A 20,654-nucleotide genomic window follows, 5' to 3' on the forward strand; every position below is an offset into this window, starting at 1 on the left:
CGCTGTCAGTGTCTAAGTTACATTTGGTAGCTTAAGGTCAAGCCTAAATAGTGAGCGTTGTAGTCGTGGCTCATATCCCCAAAGCTGAGTACGTTGGGAAGCGTGTCCCAATTTGTGCCTTGGTTTTGCCAGTTAGCATCTTGATACTTCTCGAATAACCAATCGACGCGTAGCGACATACTGTCGGCAAACTTATATTTGGCGTAGGCATTAATATTGTGTTTGCGGGCATAAAAATCGCCATAGGGACTGGTGATGCCGTAGACGACCTCGGTATCACTCTGTCCATCGGAATAGCTGTAGTCCAAGCCAATGTCGAGGTGATTATCGAACAGGTTTTGATAACTAAAACCTGCCCCAATTAAAGTCGATTTTTCCTCGGCAGTGCTGTACCAATCGGGCGTTGAAAAGTGGTTGCTGCCTGCTTGATCTGAGTCGCGCCAATCTTGGTTAACAAAGGCACTGAAATGAAGATCGTCACTCAGCGCATATTGGGCCGATACGTCATAACCTAGGTAGGACACTTGAGTAAGACCCACTTGGGTGTGGTGAAAATCGTCATCGACACTGTGCAAGCTGGCGCCCAGCGAGAGGCCGATATCAGTTTGATAATCAGTGTGTAAGGTGACTTTTTGCCTTTTTCTGTCGGCAAGGTAGGATTTACGTAGCCAAGGATTGCTTTGGCTTTGAGTGGTCGTGACGGGATCGTATTCACTGCCATCGCGCTCTAGTGCTTCTCCTTTTAACCATGCTGACCAAGCAGGGGAATAGCGATAGCTCAGTTTGGCAAACACGCCTGACTCATCGACGGATTGGCGATCGAGTTCAGTGTAATCGTTTTCGTTACGGCTGTAGCCTGCTTCGGCATAGGCGGCTGAAGTAAAACGGTATTTGCCTTTAAGTTCGAGTTTTTTGGTTCGCTTATCATAAAGGCTATTTTGAGCAGAGCCTTGGTTAATACTGTCGGTGATGATTTGTGGGAAGTCTAATTTGGCCGTTTTGTTATCTCTGTCTTGATAGTTGTAGCTTGCCTGTACACTTAAATCTTGGGTGATCCGGCCCGAATATTTAAGGATCATTTCAATAATATCCACTTGGCCATCTAAGGTATCCGCAGGCAGGACAGGTGACGGGCCATTGATGGTGGCTGGAATAAAAGTGTCATCTTGGGTCATACGGCTAAAGCCTGCGTGCATTAGCACATTCTGACCATTCGCTCCCCCAGAGGCTTCTGCGGCAACGCGATAGGCTTTACTGTCGGGGTCGACTGCATTTTGACCTAAGTATGCCGCGCCAAAGGTGGGCGTGTAGGCGGATTGCCATTGCATGGCTTGGTGATCATTTTTATATTGGCTGACTTGGCTATTGATGCCAGCCTGCCAGCCCGTGCCATTAAAATAGACTCTGGCATCGATTTCATCGGTACTGTCATCAATCGGTTGGGCGAGCATAACGCTATTGGTGAGTATATTGGCGCTGGTCTTTTTGGCGCCGCTGCGGTCTTCATGCTGATAGTTTAGCGAGGCTTTGTAGTGACTGTTATTGTCACCTTCAGGTGATATTTTGCCCGCGTAGTAACCACCGATCATAAAGCGATCACGTTGAATACTTAAATCTTGGCCAACAAGGCTGCTCTGTAGCATAGGCATAGATTGTGTTGTGCCACCTGTTATCCAGTTATCGGGCAACAACATCTTATCTTGCGATGAGGTATAAGGGCTTTTGAGTTGATTATGGTTATAGTTAGCTAAGCCTCTATAACCTAAGTTGATTTGATAGTTCCCTGGCCTTCCTGTTGTGAGCTTGGCTGAGCCCGCATCAAAACCTAACTTATCCGCGATCAATTGAGTTTGATAACCCGACTGTGTTTTGTACACCATATCCGCACCGACTGCGCCAACGAACCCATCGTTATCTGTCCCAGTGCGGTTACCGAAACGGCTGTCCTCGCCATCGTTGTAAGCGAGGGTGGCACTGACATCACCACTATGCCCTGACTTAGATTGGCATTGTTTGCAGCTCCATGCTTCTGTTTTTATGCCACTTCGATTCGCCTGTTGTAGCTCATAACCTTCGGCATGTGCCTGAGATAAAACACCGCTTATCACCCATGCGAGTAACGTGAGTGAGAAGCAAGCACTAGGGTGAGATAGTTTAGCTGTTGGCATGATCGTTCCCTTGTTATCTCTGTAGCAATTTGCCAGAAGGATGGTTAGAACCATGCACTTGTCCGTGGCAATTCATACAGGAATTACCTGAAGTGAAGGCATTGGTTTGATTGCCAAAGTAGGCATTGCTGCTATGGCCATCCGAGGCGTGGCATTGTTGACAAAGCTGCGGCGGCTTACTGATCAGCATGGCGTCGTTTACGCTGCCATGGGGGTTGTGACAATTCGCGCAGTTGTCGGTGACGGGGGCATGTTCCCATAATTTAGGACCACGTTTTTCGGCGTGGCAGCTATAGCAATTTTCGTTGACGCTCATTTGTTTCAAGCTTGAATCGTTCAAACTGCCGTGGGGATTATGGCAGTCACTGCACACCATCTGTTGCCACTGTAATGGATGGGCCGAGCGTTTGTGCATATCGGCTTTTTGCTGGGTATGGCATTGGGTACAAATGGCGACTTCATTGGCTTTATCGCTGATAGGATCTTTGGCAACATGAACTTGATGGCAACTTGCGCAAGCCACATCGGCGTTATCGTGGTGATTGCCTTTCCACGCGATACGTTGGCTGTCATTGTGGCAGCTCATACAAACACTGTTTTGCTTTTGCGCGGGAACAGGAGAATTTGCACCAAAGGTGATCATTGGCTCTTTGCCACCTTTGTTATGATTCCCTAACGGGCCGTGGCAGGCTTCACACTGCAAATCGGCCATGGGCGAAGCTTTCACATTGGGATTACCATGAACCCCATCAAAAATGGCCATGACCACGGCACTTTTTTTGTGGCACATCAGGCAAGTGTCAGCCCCTTTGGCAGAATACTTACCTTCGGCGAATTTTTTGTCTAATGTCGCGACAACGTCCTCTGGTTTTTTGTCATCCCAAGGCGTCGCCGAGACAGAAATACTCACGATTGATAACAAAACACATAGCATTAGCTATGCTTTTGAACTTTAGCCTTATTTCCATGTTCATCTTTTCCCGAGTGCATTTATATTTGTTATTTTTACGCTTTCGACATTGCTAATTTAGCTTATTAAAGCTGATTAATATTAGAACAAATATGTGACACTCGCTTAACATCTGAGGGTCTTTTCACTGTAAAGAGGGATGATTTTACTGGTGATATAGAGGAAGCGTGACCTTGATCACGTTTGCTTTGGTAAGGGTTTTGTTCACAGCTTTTTGACTTCTGTCGATCGCATCATTCTCTTGTGCGCTTAGGTATGGATTTTTATTTTCAGTTGGCCGTTTATTCATTGGTATTTTTGTCACATAATACCCAACACAATTGAAAACTATTATCGTTACCAGTCAAAAATCTTGATCTAGGTAAAGTTATTAGGGTCATAGCTCAGTTACAATGGGCGCAGTTTTTCGAGCTGAACCTGTTGCAAGGTGGAATACGTAATGAAGTTAAGCGAACTCAGGCCCGGTGATCGCGGTATTATTTCTGAAGTGGGGCGTTTAGTGTTACCACAAACCGTGAAGCGTAAGTTGTTATCCATGGGGATCACGCCGAATACGCGTTTTTCATTGATCCGATACGCACCTATGGGCTCTGGTCTCGAACTGGATATTCGTGGTAGTAAACTTTGTATGCGCAGAGATTTGGCAGACATCATTGAGGTGGAAAAGGCGAATGACTAAGCAGTTTCATTGCGTCACAGTCGGTAACCCGAATGCGGGTAAATCGACGCTCTTTAACGCGCTAACCGGCGCGAATCAACAAGTCGGTAACTGGTCTGGTGTGACGGTCGAGAAAAAGACTGGTCATTTCACCTTAAACGGTGCCGATGTCTATCTGACCGATTTACCGGGTATTTACGATCTTCTGCCTGCGGGCAATAGTTGCGATTGTTCACTCGATGAGCAAATTGCGCAGCAATATCTCGCCGAGCAACGTGTCGACGGCATTATCAATTTAGTCGATGCCACTAACATCGAACGTCATTTATATCTCACCGCCCAATTGCGTGAACTCGCGATCCCTATGGTGGTCGTGCTGAATAAAATTGATTCTGCAGTTAAACGCGGTATCAAAGTCGATTTAAAGAAAATGAGCAAAGAGCTGGGCTGCCCTGTGATTGGTGTGTGCTCACGCGATCCTGCCGATGTAGAAAAAGTGCAAGCGCAGGTACTCGATTTACTGCAAGGCCGAGTCTCTGAAGCACCATTAGTACTGCATTACGATGAACAAATTGAAGCGGGCGTGCAGTTGCTTTGTAGCAAAGACACGCAATTAAGCCGTGGCCGTGCTTTGGCTATGCTTGGCAATGGTTCAGGTTGTGGCAGTTGCCAAAATGCTGAGTTGCAGGATGAAGTAAATACCTGTACCCAGATTATCTCTTCGCAGGGCCATGATATTGAAGTGATGGTGGCTACCACGCGCTTTAATTTCGTTGAGAAAGTGTTTCAAGGTTCAGTGAAAGAGTCGGGATTCCTCACTCTCAGTGATAAATTAGATAAACTCGTATTGCATCCCGTGCTTGGCATTCCTGTGTTCTTGTTCGTGATGTATTTGATGTTTATGTTCAGCATCAATATTGGCAGCGCTTTTATCGATTTCTTCGATGTGTTTGCGGGTGCGTTGTTTGTCGACCACTTTGGCGCATTCTTGACGAACATGGGCTCTCCGGCTTGGTTGGTCACTATTCTCGCTGGTGGTGTTGGCCAAGGTATTCAAACCGTGACCACGTTTATTCCGGTGATCGCTGCTTTATTCCTCGGTTTGTCAGTCCTTGAAAGCTCTGGCTACATGGCCCGCGCTGCATTTGTAGTTGATGGGTTAATGCGCCGTATCGGTCTGCCCGGTAAAGCTTTCGTGCCTATGATTGTCGGTTTTGGTTGTTCTGTGCCAGCGATTATGGCGACGCGGACCTTAGGCAGTGAACGTGAGCGTATTGTCACGGGTATGATGGCGCCATTTATGTCTTGCGGTGCACGTTTGCCAGTGTATGCGTTATTTGCCGCGGCTTTCTTTCCCGATTCTGGACAGAATTTAGTCTTCTTGCTTTACGTTATTGGTATCTTTGCCGCTATCGGTACGGGTTTATTACTCAGAAGCACCCTGTTGCCCGGCACCAGCAGTGCTGTGGTGATGGAACTGCCAAGCTATGAGATGCCCAAATTTAAAGCTGTTATGGTCCGCACTGGCAAACGCACTAAGAGCTTTATTTTAGGTGCGGGGAAAACGATTGTGCTGGTGGTAACCTTATTGAACTTTATCAATGCTATAGGTGTTGATGGCACCTTCGGCCATGAAGATAGCCAAGCATCTTTGCTGAGTGTTGCGAGCCAAAAAATCACGCCAGTCTTCTCACCTATGGGTATAGAGCAGGATAACTGGCCAGCAACTGTGGGTATTATCACGGGTATTTTTGCCAAAGAAGCGGTTGTTGGTACCTTAAACAGTTTGTACAGCACTGCCGCGCCCGCTGATGAAGAGCTTACGCCATTGAGTGAAAGCTTTAATGCGGCTCTGGCGACGATTCCTGCAAACTTGTTTGGAATTGATCTGGAAGATCCGCTAAAACTGTCGGTTGGTGATTTGACTAATAAAGAAGCGATAGCGGAAGAGCAAGGCGTGGCAACATCGACCTTCGGTGCCCTGCAAGCTGGTTTCAGTGGCAAAATTGCGGCGTTCTCTTACTTGCTGTTTATCTTGTTGTATACCCCTTGTGTCGCGGCGATGGGCGCCTTAGTGCATGAGTTTGGTTCCCGTTGGGCGACGTTTGCGGCTACGTGGACTTTCTCTCTGGCCTATGGTTCTGCGACTGTGGTCTATCAAGCGGCAACCTTTACGCAGCATCCTGTGCAATCGAGTCTGTGGATTGGTTTCTTCCTGTTTGCGTTAGTGGCCTTTTATCAATGGCTGAAACGTAAGGGCAGAAGAACTCAGCAGATCATTCCAGGGATCCGCATCATCACAGAGTAAGATTTACTGAGTCAGTATGACTGAGTAATAAATGTCAGCTTAGTTAGGTCAAAGATAAAAGCAGCTTTCATGGCTGCTTTTATTGTTTTACTATCGCGGTTATAACCCAGCCGGTCAAAAACCATAGTTTTTAGCACTAGGCATTGTAACTAGTAGTGATCTGTAGGATCATGCTGGTTTTCTTAAAATTGCCATTGTTCGCAAAGAGGAATTCCATGAGTCATGTGGACACTGAAGTACGTCCGAGTAACTTTATTCGTAATATCATAGATGAAGATTTACAAAGCGGTAAGCACACGAGTGTACAGACTCGTTTCCCGCCGGAACCGAATGGCTATCTTCATATTGGTCATGCTAAATCTATCTGCTTAAATTTTGGGATAGCGCGAGACTATAACGGTCTGTGTAATTTACGTTTTGACGATACTAATCCTGAAAAAGAAGACATTGATTATGTTAATTCTATTCAGGCGGATGTGCGTTGGCTTGGATTCCAGTGGGATGGCGATGTACGCTATTCATCAAACTATTTTGATCAGTTACATCAATATGCAGTTGAACTGATCAATAAAGGTTTGGCTTATGTGTGTTTCTTGAATGCTGATGAAACTCGCGAATACCGTGGCACGTTAAAAGAGCCAGGTAAAAACAGTCCTTTCCGCGACACATCAGTCGAAGAAAACCTCGCCTTATTCGCTAAGATGCGCGACGGTGGTTTTAAAGAAGGTGAGTGTGCGCTGCGTGCCAAAATTGATATGGCGTCGCCATTCATGTGTATGCGCGATCCTATCATCTACCGTATTCGTTTTGCCCATCACCACCAAACGGGTGACAAGTGGTGCATTTACCCAATGTACGACTTTACCCATTGTATCTCTGATGCGTTAGAACATATTACCCACTCTTTATGTACTTTAGAGTTCCAAGACAACCGTCGTTTATACGACTGGGTGTTGGATAATTTGAATGATTTTCAAGCGCCGAATCGTACTCGTCAATACGAGTTTTCACGCTTAAATCTCGAATATACCTTGATGTCTAAGCGTAAGCTAAACGACCTTGTGACCCGTAAACTCGTGTCAGGTTGGGACGACCCACGTATGCCAACGATTGCTGGCCTGCGTCGCCGTGGTTACACGCCTGCGTCAATTCGCGAGTTCTGCCAACGTATCGGCGTGACTAAACAAGAGAATATGATTGAAGTCGGCATGTTAGATGCGTGTATTCGTGAAGAATTGAACGAACATGCACCGCGTGCGATGGCTGTATTACGTCCATTGAAAGTGATCATCGAAAACTATGCTGAAGGTGAACTTGAGTATATTCAAGCGGCCGCTCATCCAAATGATGAGAGCATGGGGACACGTGAATTAGCCTTTGGCCGTGAAATATTGATTGATGTGGCTGACTTTAGAGAAGAAGCCAACAAACAATACAAACGCTTGGTAGCAGGTAAGGAAGTGCGTTTACGTAATGCCTATGTGATTAAAGCTGAGCGTTGTGACAAAGACAGCGAAGGCAATATCACGACGGTTTACTGCACTTATGATCCTGAAACCTTAGGTAAAAATCCTGCTGATGGCCGTAAAGTTAAAGGTGTGATCCATTGGGTTGAGGCATCTACTGCTAAACCAGCTGAATTCCGTCTCTATCAGCGTTTATTTACCGATCCTAATCCTGCTGCGGCAGAGACTGTGGACGAAGTATTAAACCCTGAATCCTTAGTGGTAGTGCACGGTTTTGCTGAAGCAAGCCTAGTGAATGCGCCAGCAGAAAAAGCTTATCAGTTTGAGCGCGAAGGTTATTTCTGTGCAGACAGCAAAGATTCGTCAGCGGATAATTTAGTGTTTAACTTAACTGTAGCGCTGCGTGATTCTTTCGAATGATTTAATAGAATTAGCTTGATTGAATTGGTTTGATGGAATGAGTCAAACAGTTCAACTCAATTAAGCTAAGTTGAATTAAGCTAAGTTGTTCTGATCATTAAGCAGACCCAAAAAAAGAAGGCCTTTTAGGCCTTCTTTTTTATTTTATGGATTAGCGATAAAGCTATTGGCTGGTGTGAGTGACAGTTAATTCAACTGGTTATTGATACATAGGACCAAAACCTAGGCTCCATAAGATTACGCTGGTTGCCATTAGCCCTACTAACAACACTAAACCAGCGGTCACCATAGAGCTGGCATAGATAAAGCCTTTCTCTTCAGGGATATTCATAATAATCGGCACACCCGCGTACAGTAAGTAGACTGAGTAAGCCAGACCAATCAATCCCACTATCATGATAAACCACAGCACTGGATACAAGGCGGCTAAACCGACCATAAACAATGGTGTAGCTGTGTAGGACGCGAGTTCTAACGCTTGGGTGTAGGTTGGGTTTGCATCGAAGGTTTTTGCCATCCAATAGGCCAAATAGGCGAGGGCGAATACGCCCGCAATTAGGCCTAAATACATGCCAGCTGACATAAACATGGCGCTTTGAGGTGTGAGGTAAATAGGATCGCCAGCGCCTGGATTCCAGCCAATATAAGCCGTAGCAATATAACTGCAAATCGCAGGAATTAAGGCGATCAGCACCACATGACTTAAGCTACTTTTTAGTGCCTCATGGTTTTTCTCAATTGTGTGCCACTCTTGTTTAGGATGAGTGTATAGCCCCATTAAGTGATTCAGTATCATTATAATTATCCTTGTTCAGCATTGATGAATGGCTCGCCAAACGTCAGACGAGCTGATAACAGCTCCACAATCGAGGTTAAAATGGTGTCCTGTTCCTTTAACTGACGATTGGTGACACATACAGAAGTGAGAGGCTGTGTGATCAGGATCTCAGTTCTTTAGAGTGTAGATTATTTATTGAACAAAAAGTTCAGCGCGTCAAGTTTACTGAAGCCTAATGCTATAGCTTATGAGTAAATATGCGTAAAATAGCGCGATATTCAGAATGAGATTGAGTGAGTCCATGCAGCAACTTCTTGCCCCCATCCACGCGTTTCTTCGCTGTGAAACACCGCAAACTTGGATTGATGTCGCGATTAAATCAGATTCCTTGGATGAGTTGCTGATCGATCACTGTAACTGTGAGTTAAAAGCGGCTCAGACAGCGATATTTTTACTACGAAAATATGCGTTAGATAAAGACAGTGGTCGAGCTCTGTTGGCGTGGGCTAAACCCTATGAAGAGTTTATCTATTCCCAAGACCACGATGTGGTGAGTTTTCTGGCGCGCGATGTGAAAAAGAATGAACTGGTGGCCGAACTGATGCCTAAGCCAAACTTTAAATTTGCCGCCAATTTAGTGTCACCTTTAATCCGTTTGATTAAAGAAGAGTTTCATCATTTTGAACAAGTATTGGAATTGATGCACAAACGCGGTATCGAATACCGTAATATTCGCGCAGGCCGATATGCCAAGGGCATGATGAGTTATGTGACCACCCATGAGAAAGATATCCTGCGGGATAAGTTGATTGTGGGGGCCTATATTGAGGCGCGTTCGTGCGAGCGTTTTGCTAAGTTGGCGCCCTATTTAGACGGTGAGCTGGGTAAGTTTTATGTGTCACTGCTGCGCTCTGAAGCTCGACATTATCAAGATTATCTTGCGTTAGCTCAGTTAGTTTCACCTGAAGATATTCGCGAGCGTGTAACGTATTTTGGCGAGTTAGAGGCTGAGTTGATTCTGGCGCAGGATGATGAGTTTCGTTTCCACAGTGGGTCGCCGCTAGCAAATTGATTTGAAACTAGCTTCTCTTTAAAAGTCGATGAATTAAGTCGATATGGCTAAAACGATTAACGGTTCGCTCGAACCGTTAATATGAAGCGTCTTTAAACTCAAACAAGGTCAATAAAAAGCAAGCTAACTTAAGTTGTCTGCTCGAAGGGTAACGATTGTAAATTAATCCCTTTGGCGCTGACACTCAGCACACTGCCTTGCTCATACCAGTCACCAACCACAATACGTTGACAGCCATTGGCAAGTTGATGAATGGCGGGTCTGTGGGTATGACCGTGGATCATATGTTTGGTGTGGGTCTTGGCAAATAACGCATCGACCGCATTGGGCTCCACATCCATGATGGTATAGCTTTTTTGCTGATTGCTGCTTTTGCTATTGCTGCGAATTTTATCGGCAATACCCTGACGGGTTTTCTTTGATAAACAACCATATAGCCAACGCGCCAGTGACAAACTGCGCAGTTTTCGAAAGCGTTGGTAGGCCTTATCCAAAGTACACAAGCTGTCGCCGTGTAAGATAACCGTGTCTACGCCGTATAAATTCAGGCACGTCACTTCGGGTAAGATTTGCATTCCTGCGGCGCGTGCATACTGCTTGCCTAACATAAAGTCACGGTTGCCGTGGATGAAATACACCGGCAGTTTTTGCGATACTTGCTTGAGTTTTTCGGCGAGTTCAAGGGCAAAAGGCAAGGCAATATCATCGCCAACCCAGACTTCAAACAAATCACCTAGGATATAAAGGGCGTCGGCATCATCGAGTTCAGTGTCGAGGAAGCGAGTGAACGCTTGGGTGATATCAAGACGATCTGCACTCAGGTGCAGATCGCCTATAAATAAAGTTCGCATTCGCAGGGATTATGCCGCAACGCTGACTTTTTCAATCACTACAGCTTCTAATGGTACATCTTGATGCATACCACGGTTACCTGTACTAACTGCTTTGATTTTTTCGATAATATCCATGCCTTCAACAACTTCGCCGAATACGCAGTAGCCCCAGCCCTGTGAGGTTTCTGATTTAAAATCGAGGAAAGTGTTGTCGTTCACGTTAATGAAGAACTGTGCAGTGGCTGAATGTGGATCAGAAGTACGTGCCATAGCGACAGTACCAGTACGGTTTGATAAACCGTTATTGGCTTCGTTTTTAACTGGCTCGTTACAACGTTTTTGGCTCATGTCTTCGTTGAAGCCACCACCTTGGATCATGAAACCGTCAATCACACGGTGGAAGATAGTGCCGTCGAAGAAACCTTCGTCAACATATTTCATAAAGTTTGCTACTGTTAACGGCGCTTTTTCAGCGTTCAGTTGCAGTTTAATGTCGCCCAAATTGGTGTGTATTGTGATCATGTTTTCATACTCTCTGTAAATAGTGGCGCGATTCTAACTTATCTCGGATTGCGCGCAAAGTGCAGTATTCAAAACCTGTCAGGCCGTGGTAGACTGACTCCTTGATTTTACACCTGAATGTATCATTGAAGAGAATATCGATGTTGAAGATTTACAACAGTATTACCCGCCAAAAACAGGAATTTAAGCCGATTACTCCCGGAAAAATCGGGATGTACGTGTGTGGTGTGACCATATACGATCTCTGTCATATTGGTCATGGCCGTACTTTTGTTTCCTTTGACATGATAGTGCGCTACCTGCGTTACGCGGGTTATGAAGTGAATTTTCAGCGCAATATTACCGATGTTGATGACAAAATCATCAAGCGCGCTAACGAGAATAACGAAAGCTGTGAAGCCTTAACCGAGCGTTTGATCGGTGAAATGCATCAAGACTTCGATGCCTTGAATATGTTGCGCCCCGATTTTGAACCGCGCGCAACCCTGCACATTGCCGAGATCATCGACATGGTTGAGTTATTACTCGCCCGTGGCCATGCTTATGTGGCGAGCGATGGTGATGTGCTTTTCAGCGTGGCTTCCTATCCTGATTACGGCCGTTTATCGGGTCAGAATTTAGATCAACTTCAAGCCGGTGCTCGGGTAGAAGTGGACGAAACCAAACAAAATCCAATGGATTTTGTGTTGTGGAAAATGTCTAAACCTGGCGAACCAACGTGGGAATCACCATGGGGACCGGGTCGTCCTGGCTGGCATATCGAATGTTCTGCCATGAACAGCAAACATTTAGGTCTGCATTTTGATATTCATGGCGGCGGCTCTGACTTACAGTTCCCGCACCATGAGAACGAAATCGCCCAGTCTTGCTGTGCCCATGACACGCCATACGTAAACTATTGGATGCACACGGGCATGGTGATGGTTGACCGTGAAAAAATGTCTAAGTCGTTAGGCAACTTCTTCACTATTCGCGATGTGCTTGGTCACTATGATGCTGAAACTGTGCGTTATTTCCTGTTATCGGGCCACTATCGTAGCCAACTGAACTATTCAGAAGATAACTTGAAACAAGCTCGCTCAGCCTTAGAGCGTTTGTATACCGCTATTAAAGATGTCGACTTGACTGTCGCAGCGGCGCAAGCAGAAGAGTTCATTGCTAAGTTTAAAGCGGCGATGGACGATGACTTTAATACACCAGAAGCCTACTCAGTCCTGTTTGACATGGTGCGTGACATTAATCGCTTAAAACTGACCGATATGGCACAGGCATCGGCATTAGCGGTCACCTTAAAGCAGTTAGCGGATGTGCTAGGCTTATTAAGCCAAGAGCCTGAAGCTTTCTTCCAAGGCGGCGGTAGTGATGATGAAGTGGCTGAAATTGAAGCTTTAATTGTTGAACGTAACCGTGCTCGTACTGAAAAGGACTGGGCTGCGGCGGATGTGGCGCGTAACCGTTTGAATGAGTTAGGCGTTGAACTCGAAGATGGCCCAAGTGGTACCACTTGGCGTAAGAAATAAGCTTATTCGCTATATTCTTAATTCAAGAAAATCTTCAGCAAATAAAAAACCTGCATTATGCAGGTTTTTTTATGCTTGCTAGAAGCTAGAAGCTAGAAGCTAGAAGCTAGAAGCTAGAAGCTAGTCGTGATATTGCTCGGCAGCGTATAAGGTATTTTCCAATAGACTCGCAATTGTCATCGGGCCAACACCGCCTGGGACTGGAGTGATAAAACTGGCATTTTGCGCGGCGACTTCATATTGCACATCGCCGACTAAGGTGCCGTTATCTAAACGGTTAATACCCACATCTATTACAATCGCGCCGGGCTTGATCCACTCACCAGGAATGAAGCCGGGTTTACCGACAGCGACAACAACGAGATCCGCGAGACGGATTTTTTGCTCAAGATTCTTAGTGAAGCGGTGGCAAGTGGTGGTGGTGCAGCCAGCAAGCAGTAACTCTAAGGTCATAGGGCGGCCGACAATATTAGACGCGCCAACCACAACAGCATCTAAACCATAGGTATCGACACCAGTGGATTTGATGAGTGTCATAATGCCCATCGGCGTGCAAGAGCGCAGCACAGGAATACGCTGCGCTAAACGGCCAACGTTATACGGGTGAAATCCATCGACATCTTTATCTGGACGAATACGTTCGATGACTTTTGAATCTTCGATATGGGCAGGTAATGGCAGTTGCACTAAAATGCCATCGATGGTCGGATCATCATTCAGACTATCAATAAGGCTCAGCAACTCATCTTCACTGCAACTTGTTTCTAAATCGTATGAACGAGAAATAAATCCAACTTCCTCACAGGCCTTACGTTTGCTTCCAACATAAACCTGTGATGCCGGATCGGCTCCCACTAATACTACGGCTAAACCCGGAATGCGCTGTCCAGCCTCTTTGCGGGCGGTGACTTTTTCGCTGAGCTTAGTGCGGATGGATTGAGCAATCGCCTTGCCGTCGATTATTTGGGCTGTCATGGGTGTAGGATATCCTTTATATGGGCGATGGTGAAAACAGTAGTTAACACAGAGATTGGCAATCGCGGCTATTTTAACAGGGCACAGCTACTGTGTCATGGTTAAAGCCGTCGCCAAATGGATAAAAAAAACCGGATTAGCCTGATAATTCAGCACCTAGAGTCAATCAATAAAAAAATCGTTGACGGTTGTAAAGTGAGGGGATAAGATGCGCTCCGTTCTCAGGCAGATGTGTTCATCTAGCACTGAAAATGTTATGTAAGACCTTCGGTGATTAACACAGTCCAATAGCGTATCCAGATTTTGGATGAGAGCGGACCAGAGGGGAGCCTCTGAGTTGATACCAAGTAAAATGTAAGACCTTCGGTGATTAGCGCAGTCTGATAGTGCATCCAGATTTTGGATGAGAGCAGACCAGAGGGGAACCTCTGAATTGATACCAAGTAAAATGTAAGACCTTCGGTGATTAGCGCAGTCCGGTAGCGCATCTGGTTTGGGACCAGAGGGTCAGAGGTTCGAATCCTCTATCACCGACCACTTTATTATCGTTTGCTTCAATGAATTCAAAGATAATTTGGACTCAAATAGGCGAGTGATAGGGTTAGTATAAATGCTTTCCAAATCGGTTAGGATACAGAAAATTCTGTAAACCATGCGCCCGTAGCTCAGTTGGATAGAGCACCCGCCTTCTAAGCGGGTGGTCGCAGGTTCGAATCCTGCCGGGCGTACCAGTTTCAGTGGTGATTGTAGCTCAGTTGGTAGAGTCCCGGATTGTGATTCCGGTTGTCGTGGGTTCGAGCCCCATCAGTCACCCCATTTTTAGTACTTTGAGTACAAATTAAAAAAAGCGACCTTGTGTCGCTTTTTTTATACCCCAGATTCGGCTGTTGAGGCTCGACTCTGCAGAAAACGGTGGCTATAATGTCGCGTCTTGATAGATATCAACTATGAGCGACCTGTGCCTAAAGCCAGTTGTGGTGGGCATTGTAGTCAAATTTAATGATCAAGAAACGAATACCTGAATAGTTGATGAATCGGCTATTACAAAGGACGTTAGACAAATTTCGAGGTAAAACAATGCAAGTTTCTGTTGAAGCAACCCAAGGCCTAGAGCGTCGCCTGACCATTTCTGTTCCTGCTGAACAAATTGAAAAGCTGGTTAAAGACAGTTTACAACGTGAAGCTAAGCGTGCTCGTATCCCAGGTTTCCGTCCTGGTAAAGTGCCTGTTACTGTTATAAACAAACGTTACGGCGCAGCGATTCGTCAAGACATCATGGGTGAAGTGATGCAACGTAACTTCATCGAAGCAATTATTGCTGAGAAGTTAAACCCAGCGGGTGCACCGACTTTTGTTCCTGGTTCTACTGATGGCGAAAAATTCGAATTTATCGCTACCTTTGAAATCTATCCAGAAGTTGAGCTGAAAGGCTTAGATGCAATCGAAGTAGAACAGCCAAAAGCTGAAGTGACTGACGCTGACGTTGACACTATGATTGAAACCTTACGTAAACAACACGCGACTTTCGCTGCTGTTGAGCGTGAAGCTGCTGATGGCGACAAAGTGAAAATGAACTTTGTTGGCTCAGTTGACGGTGAAGAATTTGAAGGCGGCAAAGCTGATGATTTCGAACTGCAATTAGGTAGCGGCCGTATGATCCCTGGTTTTGAAGCAGGTATCTTAGGTCACAAAGCGGGCGAAGAATTTGTTATCGACGTGAACTTCCCAGAAGAATATCACGCTGAAAACCTGAAAGGTAAAGCCGCTAAGTTCGCGATTACGCTGACTGAAGTTCAAGCTGCTAACCTGCCAGAAGTAAACGATGAGTTTGCTGCTCTGTTCGGTATCAGCGAAGGTGGCTTAGAAGCCCTTAAAGCTGAAATCCGTAAAAACATGAACCGTGAACTTGAGCAAGCGTTAAAAGCTAACGTGAAAGAGCAAGTGATCAATGGTCTGTTAGCTAACAACGATATCACTTTGCCAAAAGCATTGATCGATGGCGAAGTTAACGTTTTGCGTCAACAAGCCATGCAACGTTTTGGCGGCCAATCGGCTAACATGCCAGAACTGCCAGCTGAATTGTTCACTGAACAAGCTGCACGTCGTGTTAAAATCGGTCTGCTATTAGGCGAAGTCATCAAGACTAACGAACTGAAAGCGGAAGATGAACGCGTACAAGGCTTGATCGCTTCTATGGCTTCAGCCTACGAAGATCCAAGTGAAGTAGTTGCTTATTACAACAGCAACAAAGAGCTGATGCAAAACATGCGCAACGTTGCTTTAGAAGAGCAAGCGGTTGAAGCACTGTTGAAATCTGCCAAAGTGACCGAAAAACAAGTCGCTTTTGAAGAATTTATGAACAAGGCTACCGGTCGCGCATAAGCTAAGCTTGACTTGATTAGCTGTTCGCCATTTATAATGGCTCGTATGAGGCTCCTCATGCGAGCCATTTTTATTTAGGGAAGTGAATAATGCATAATGCGTCAGACATACAAAGTGCTTTAGTGCCTATGGTGATCGAACAGACTGCTAAGGGTGAACGCTCATACGATATTTATTCTCGTTTGTTGAAAGAGCGGATTATCTTTTTGGTAGGTCAAGTTGAAGAACACATGGCAAACCTTATCGTGGCGCAATTATTATTCTTAGAATCAGAAAGCCCAGATAAAGATATCTTTTTATACATTAACTCCCCAGGTGGCTCTGTCACCGCAGGCATGGCGATTTATGATACCATGCAGTTTATCAAACCGAATGTTAGCACTGTCTGCATCGGCCAAGCCGCTAGTATGGGCGCTTTCTTGTTAGCCGGTGGTGAGAAGGGTAAGCGTCACTGTTTACCAAACTCTCGCGTGATGATCCATCAACCGCTGGGTGGTTTCCAAGGTCAAGCATCAGATATTGCTATTCATGCCAAAGAAATCTTAGGCATTAAAAATAAGCTTAACCAAATGTTAGCCGAGCATACTGGCCAACCGCTCGAAGTCGTTGAACGTGATACAGACCGTGACAACTTCATGAGTGCGACTCAAGCCGTCGAATATGGCTTAGTTGACTCTGTGATGACGAAACGCGGCTGATTTTTGCTTTTGACTGAGCTATGCTCTGTAAAAGTTAAGCAAATTTAAGACAGGCAGTAGAGCAGACTGCAAATGAGGTAATTAATGGGCGATAACAAAAATAATGGTGACAGCGGTAAATTGCTGTACTGCTCTTTTTGCGGAAAGAGCCAGCATGAAGTCAGAAAACTCATTGCTGGCCCATCAGTGTATGTATGCGACGAATGTGTTGAGTTATGTAACGACATCATTCGCGAAGAGATTAAAGAAATCTCTCCGAAGCGTGATAGCGATAAATTACCAACACCACATGAATTACGTGCACATTTAGACGATTATGTGATTGGCCAAGACAGAGCCAAAAAAGTGCTATCAGTGGCTGTGTATAACCACTATAAGCGCTTAAAAAATGCATCGCCTAAGGACGGAGTCGAGCTGGGTAAGAGTAATATTTTGCTGATTGGCCCAACGGGCAGCGGTAAAACCCTACTGGCTGAAACCCTTGCGCGCTCACTCAATGTACCTTTCACTATGGCCGATGCCACAACACTGACTGAAGCGGGTTATGTGGGTGAAGACGTTGAAAACATCATTCAAAAGTTGCTGCAAAAGTGCGACTACGATGTTGAGAAAGCGCAGCGTGGTATCGTTTATATCGATGAAATCGATAAAATTAGCCGTAAGTCAGACAATCCATCAATCACCCGTGACGTATCGGGTGAGGGTGTACAGCAAGCGCTGCTTAAGCTGATTGAAGGTACTGTTGCCGCGGTTCCACCACAAGGTGGCCGTAAGCATCCACAGCAAGAATTCTTACAAGTCGATACTTCTAAGATCCTGTTTATCTGTGGTGGTGCGTTTGCTGGGCTTGAGAAAGTGATTGAGCAACGTGCGCACGTTGGCTCGGGGATTGGTTTTGGTGCACAGGTGAAAGGCGAGAAAGAGAAAGCGACGATCTCTGAAACCTTATCGCAAGTAGAGCCTGGCGATTTAGTCAAATACGGTTTAATCCCTGAGTTTATTGGTCGTCTACCAGTGGTTGCGACTCTGACTGAGCTGGATGAAGAAGCTTTAGTACAAATTCTATCTCAACCTAAAAATGCCCTAACTAAGCAATACAGTGCGTTATTTGAGATGGAAGGGGTTGAGCTTGAGTTCCGCGAAGATGCGCTTAAAGCGATTGCTCACAAAGCCATGTCTCGCAAGACAGGTGCCCGTGGCCTACGCTCCATCGTTGAAAGTATTCTGCTGGATACTATGTACGATATCCCATCCGTTGACGGTGTGGTGAAGGCCGTTGTGGATGAATCAGTAGTGAAAGGGGAGTCTGCCCCAATCTTGATTTACGAGCACAATGAGGCCCAAGTGGCATCAGGCGAACAATAATTGTACTGATCGCTAATAAACTGAAAAACAAGGAGTCCAATGGACTCCTTTTTTCGTATTAGCCATTGAAACTCCATAAAGCGTCCCAATATACTCCAGTATTAATCCATTTCACCAAAACGGAATCGAACTATGACCCAAGAGCGTGAAGCGCATATCGAACTCCCCGTGCTGCCACTGCGAGATGTGGTGGTCTATCCTCATATGGTAATTCCGTTATTTGTCGGACGAGAAAAATCTATTCGATGTCTCGAAACGGCAATGGCGCAGGATAAGCAAATTATTTTAGTGGCGCAGCGTGATGCCGAGCTCGATGAACCATCAAAGGATGACATCTTCGAAGTGGGTACGGTTGCCTCTATTTTACAGTTACTTAAGCTGCCAGACGGCACAGTCAAAGTGCTGGTTGAAGGCGGTCGTCGCGCCCGTATTACCCGTTATACCCAAGAAACAGAATTTTTTGTGGCTAAGGCTGAGTATCTGGAATCAGAACCGCTGGAAGACAAAGAAGAAGAAGTGTTAGTGCGCAGTGCTATTGGTCAGTTTGAAGGTTATATCAAGCTGAACAAGAAGATCCCGCCAGAAGTCTTGACCTCTTTATCGGGTATCGATGAAGCGGCGCGTCTGGCAGATACTATGGCCGCTCACATGCCACTTAAGCTTGAAGACAAACAATCTGTGCTTGAGATGGTCAACGTTGGCGAGCGTCTGGAATATTTAATGGCGATGATGGAATCGGAGATCGACCTATTGCAGGTTGAGAAACGTATCCGTACCCGCGTTAAAAAGCAGATGGAAAAAAGCCAGCGCGAGTACTATCTGAACGAACAAATGAAAGCCATCCAGAAAGAACTGGGTGACTTAGACGAAGGACATGATGAGTTTGAAGCCTTAAATCGTAAGATTGAAGAGGCTAACATGCCAAGCGATGCGAAGGAAAAAGCCTTAGCCGAGCTTAACAAACTACGCATGATGTCGCCAATGTCCGCCGAAGCGACGGTGGTTCGCAGTTATGTCGATTGGATGACGGCTGTGCCTTGGAGCCAACGCTCTAAAATCAAACGTGATTTAGCCAAAGCCCAAGAAGTACTCGACACCGATCATTTTGGCCTTGAAAAAGTCAAAGAACGTATCTTGGAATATTTGGCAGTCCAAAGCCGAGTGCGTCAGCTTAAAGGGCCAATTCTGTGTCTCGTTGGACCTCCAGGTGTGGGTAAAACTTCCTTGGGTCAATCGATCGCTAAGGCGACTGGTCGTAAGTATGTCCGTGTTGCCTTAGGCGGTGTGCGTGATGAAGCGGAAATCCGTGGTCATCGCCGTACTTATATTGGTTCTATGCCAGGTAAAGTCATTCAAAAGATGGCTAAAGTGGGCGTAAAAAACCCATTATTCTTGCTGGATGAAATCGACAAGATGAGTTCAGATATGCGCGGCGATCCGGCTTCTGCTTTATTAGAAGTCCTCGATCCTGAGCAAAATGCGACCTTTAACGATCATTACCTCGAAGTCGATTACGACTTATCCGATGTGATGTTTGTGGCAACGTCTAACTCTATGGACATTCCTGGGCCATTGCTTGACCGTATGGAAGTCATTCGTTTGTCGGGTTATACCGAAGACGAGAAGCTGAATATTGCTAAGCAACATTTGCTGAATAAGCAAATTGAGCGCAATGGTTTAAAAGCGACTGAAATCCATGTGGATGACAGCGCGATTGTTGGCATTATTCGTTACTACACCCGTGAAGCGGGCGTGCGAGCGCTTGAGCGCGAATTGTCGAAGATTTGTCGTAAAGTTGTGAAAATGATTTTGCTCGATAAATCAGTTAAATCTGTCACTGTGAATCAAGATAACCTTAAGTCATTCCTTGGCGTGCAGCGCTTCGATTACGGCAAAGCCGAGTCGAAGAACCAAATCGGTCAAGTGACTGGCTTAGCGTGGACCCAAGTGGGTGGTGACTTACTGACGATAGAAGCCACATCGGTACCTGGTAAAGGTAAGTTAACTTACACAGGATCGCTTGGCGATGTAATGCAAGAGTCGATTCAGGCTGCGATGACAGTGGTTCGTGCCCGTGCGGAACAATTAGGTATCAATGCAGATTTCTACGAGAAGCGTGATATCCACGTGCATGTGCCAGAAGGTGCAACACCCAAAGATGGTCCATCAGCCGGCGCAGCTATGTGTACCGCGTTAGTATCAAGCTTAACGGGGAACCCTGTGCGTGCCGACGTGGCCATGACAGGTGAAATTACCTTACGTGGTGAAGTGTTACCTATTGGCGGTTTGAAAGAAAAACTGCTGGCAGCACACCGCGGCGGCATAAAATTGGTACTTATACCAAAAGAAAACGAGCGTGATCTGGAAGAAATTCCTGCCAATGTGATTGCCGATTTAGAAATTCGTCCTGTGCGTTGGGTCGACGAAGTGTTAAAACTGGCCCTAGAAAGACCGGTTGAAGGCTTCGAAGTGGTTAAAAACTTGGCATAACGCAAGAAATTGCGCTATCACGTTAAAAA

General features: G+C 45.8%; 14 protein-coding genes, 3 tRNA genes and 1 pseudogene. 12 read left to right on the forward strand and 6 right to left on the reverse strand.

Going from position 1 to position 20,654, the window contains the following annotated elements:
• Nucleotides 1-17: 17 nt before the first annotated feature.
• Both K5Q99_RS06375 and K5Q99_RS06380 read right to left on the reverse strand, forming a co-directional pair.
• Complete coding sequence (locus K5Q99_RS06375) at nucleotides 18-2,168, reverse strand: MtrB/PioB family decaheme-associated outer membrane protein (RefSeq protein WP_220776383.1); 2,151 nt, start codon at nucleotides 2,166-2,168, stop codon at nucleotides 18-20.
• A gap of 13 nt (nucleotides 2,169-2,181) precedes the next feature.
• Nucleotides 2,182-3,142, reverse strand: a pseudogene (locus K5Q99_RS06380) (DmsE family decaheme c-type cytochrome).
• 435 nt (nucleotides 3,143-3,577) lie between these two features.
• On the opposite strand from K5Q99_RS06380, the gene K5Q99_RS06385 reads away from it, so the two are divergent.
• The 3 genes from K5Q99_RS06385 to glnS all read left to right on the forward strand — a co-directional run bounded on the left by K5Q99_RS06385 (nucleotide 3,578) and on the right by glnS (nucleotide 7,990).
• A complete protein-coding gene (locus K5Q99_RS06385; protein WP_220776385.1) occupies nucleotides 3,578-3,817 on the forward strand; it encodes a FeoA family protein in 240 nt (79 codons plus the stop codon).
• Nucleotides 3,810-6,104, forward strand: a complete 2,295-nt coding sequence (gene feoB, locus K5Q99_RS06390) for a Fe(2+) transporter permease subunit FeoB (protein WP_220776386.1) — start codon at nucleotides 3,810-3,812, stop codon at nucleotides 6,102-6,104. The genes K5Q99_RS06385 and feoB overlap by 8 nt, the downstream gene beginning before the upstream one ends.
• A 215-nt stretch (nucleotides 6,105-6,319) precedes the next feature.
• On the forward strand, nucleotides 6,320-7,990 hold the full coding sequence (gene glnS, locus K5Q99_RS06395) for a glutamine--tRNA ligase (RefSeq protein WP_106650136.1): 1,671 nt from the start codon (nucleotides 6,320-6,322) through the stop codon (nucleotides 7,988-7,990).
• Nucleotides 7,991-8,189: 199 nt separating this feature from the next.
• On the opposite strand, the gene K5Q99_RS06400 is transcribed toward glnS, so the two are convergent.
• Nucleotides 8,190-8,786 (reverse strand): Yip1 family protein, encoded by a 597-nt coding sequence (locus K5Q99_RS06400; RefSeq protein ID WP_006081117.1) that lies wholly within the window; start codon nucleotides 8,784-8,786, stop codon nucleotides 8,190-8,192.
• Between the two features lie 283 nt (nucleotides 8,787-9,069).
• Between K5Q99_RS06400 and miaE the strand changes: the two genes are divergently transcribed.
• Entirely contained in the window at nucleotides 9,070-9,840 is a 771-nt protein-coding gene (gene miaE / locus K5Q99_RS06405) for a tRNA isopentenyl-2-thiomethyl-A-37 hydroxylase MiaE (RefSeq protein ID WP_106650137.1), read from the forward strand.
• Nucleotides 9,841-9,968: 128 nt separating this feature from the next.
• On the opposite strand, the gene K5Q99_RS06410 is transcribed toward miaE, so the two are convergent.
• Together K5Q99_RS06410 and K5Q99_RS06415 are read right to left on the reverse strand one after the other, a co-directional pair.
• Nucleotides 9,969-10,691: a UDP-2,3-diacylglucosamine diphosphatase gene (locus K5Q99_RS06410; protein WP_106650138.1), complete on the reverse strand. Its 723-nt coding sequence runs from the start codon at nucleotides 10,689-10,691 to the stop codon at nucleotides 9,969-9,971.
• Between the two features lie 9 nt (nucleotides 10,692-10,700).
• Nucleotides 10,701-11,195 carry a peptidylprolyl isomerase gene (locus K5Q99_RS06415; RefSeq protein WP_220776387.1) on the reverse strand — a complete coding sequence of 165 codons (495 nt, stop codon included), beginning with the start codon at nucleotides 11,193-11,195 and terminating at the stop codon, nucleotides 10,701-10,703.
• Nucleotides 11,196-11,335: 140 nt separating this feature from the next.
• Between K5Q99_RS06415 and cysS the strand changes: the two genes are divergently transcribed.
• Nucleotides 11,336-12,715, forward strand: coding sequence for a cysteine--tRNA ligase (gene cysS / locus K5Q99_RS06420; protein WP_220776388.1), 1,380 nt, complete (start codon nucleotides 11,336-11,338; stop codon nucleotides 12,713-12,715).
• 120 nt (nucleotides 12,716-12,835) lie between these two features.
• Here cysS and folD read toward each other — a convergent pair whose 3' ends face one another.
• On the reverse strand, nucleotides 12,836-13,690 hold the full coding sequence (gene folD, locus K5Q99_RS06425; RefSeq protein ID WP_106650141.1) for a bifunctional methylenetetrahydrofolate dehydrogenase/methenyltetrahydrofolate cyclohydrolase FolD: 855 nt from the start codon (nucleotides 13,688-13,690) through the stop codon (nucleotides 12,836-12,838).
• 460 nt (nucleotides 13,691-14,150) lie between these two features.
• On the opposite strand from folD, the gene K5Q99_RS06430 reads away from it, so the two are divergent.
• From K5Q99_RS06430 to lon, 7 genes are all read left to right on the forward strand, one after another.
• Nucleotides 14,151-14,227, forward strand: a tRNA-Pro gene (locus K5Q99_RS06430).
• A gap of 117 nt (nucleotides 14,228-14,344) precedes the next feature.
• Nucleotides 14,345-14,421 (forward strand) — tRNA-Arg (locus K5Q99_RS06435).
• 9 nt (nucleotides 14,422-14,430) lie between these two features.
• Nucleotides 14,431-14,506: transfer RNA gene (locus K5Q99_RS06440), tRNA-His, on the forward strand.
• 261 nt (nucleotides 14,507-14,767) lie between these two features.
• Nucleotides 14,768-16,072, forward strand: coding sequence for a trigger factor (gene tig / locus K5Q99_RS06445; protein ID WP_220776389.1), 1,305 nt, complete (start codon nucleotides 14,768-14,770; stop codon nucleotides 16,070-16,072).
• An 89-nt stretch (nucleotides 16,073-16,161) separates the two neighbouring features.
• Complete coding sequence (gene clpP / locus K5Q99_RS06450) at nucleotides 16,162-16,770, forward strand: ATP-dependent Clp endopeptidase proteolytic subunit ClpP (RefSeq protein WP_006081124.1); 609 nt, start codon at nucleotides 16,162-16,164, stop codon at nucleotides 16,768-16,770.
• A gap of 84 nt (nucleotides 16,771-16,854) precedes the next feature.
• Entirely contained in the window at nucleotides 16,855-18,135 is a 1,281-nt protein-coding gene (clpX, locus tag K5Q99_RS06455; RefSeq protein WP_106650143.1) for an ATP-dependent protease ATP-binding subunit ClpX, read from the forward strand.
• 132 nt (nucleotides 18,136-18,267) lie between these two features.
• Nucleotides 18,268-20,625, forward strand: a complete 2,358-nt coding sequence (gene lon, locus K5Q99_RS06460) for an endopeptidase La (protein ID WP_220776390.1) — start codon at nucleotides 18,268-18,270, stop codon at nucleotides 20,623-20,625.
• Nucleotides 20,626-20,654 lie beyond the last annotated feature (29 nt).

It is taken from the genome of Shewanella hafniensis, assembly GCF_019655335.1.
Classification (GTDB): Bacteria; Pseudomonadota; Gammaproteobacteria; order Enterobacterales; family Shewanellaceae; genus Shewanella; species Shewanella hafniensis.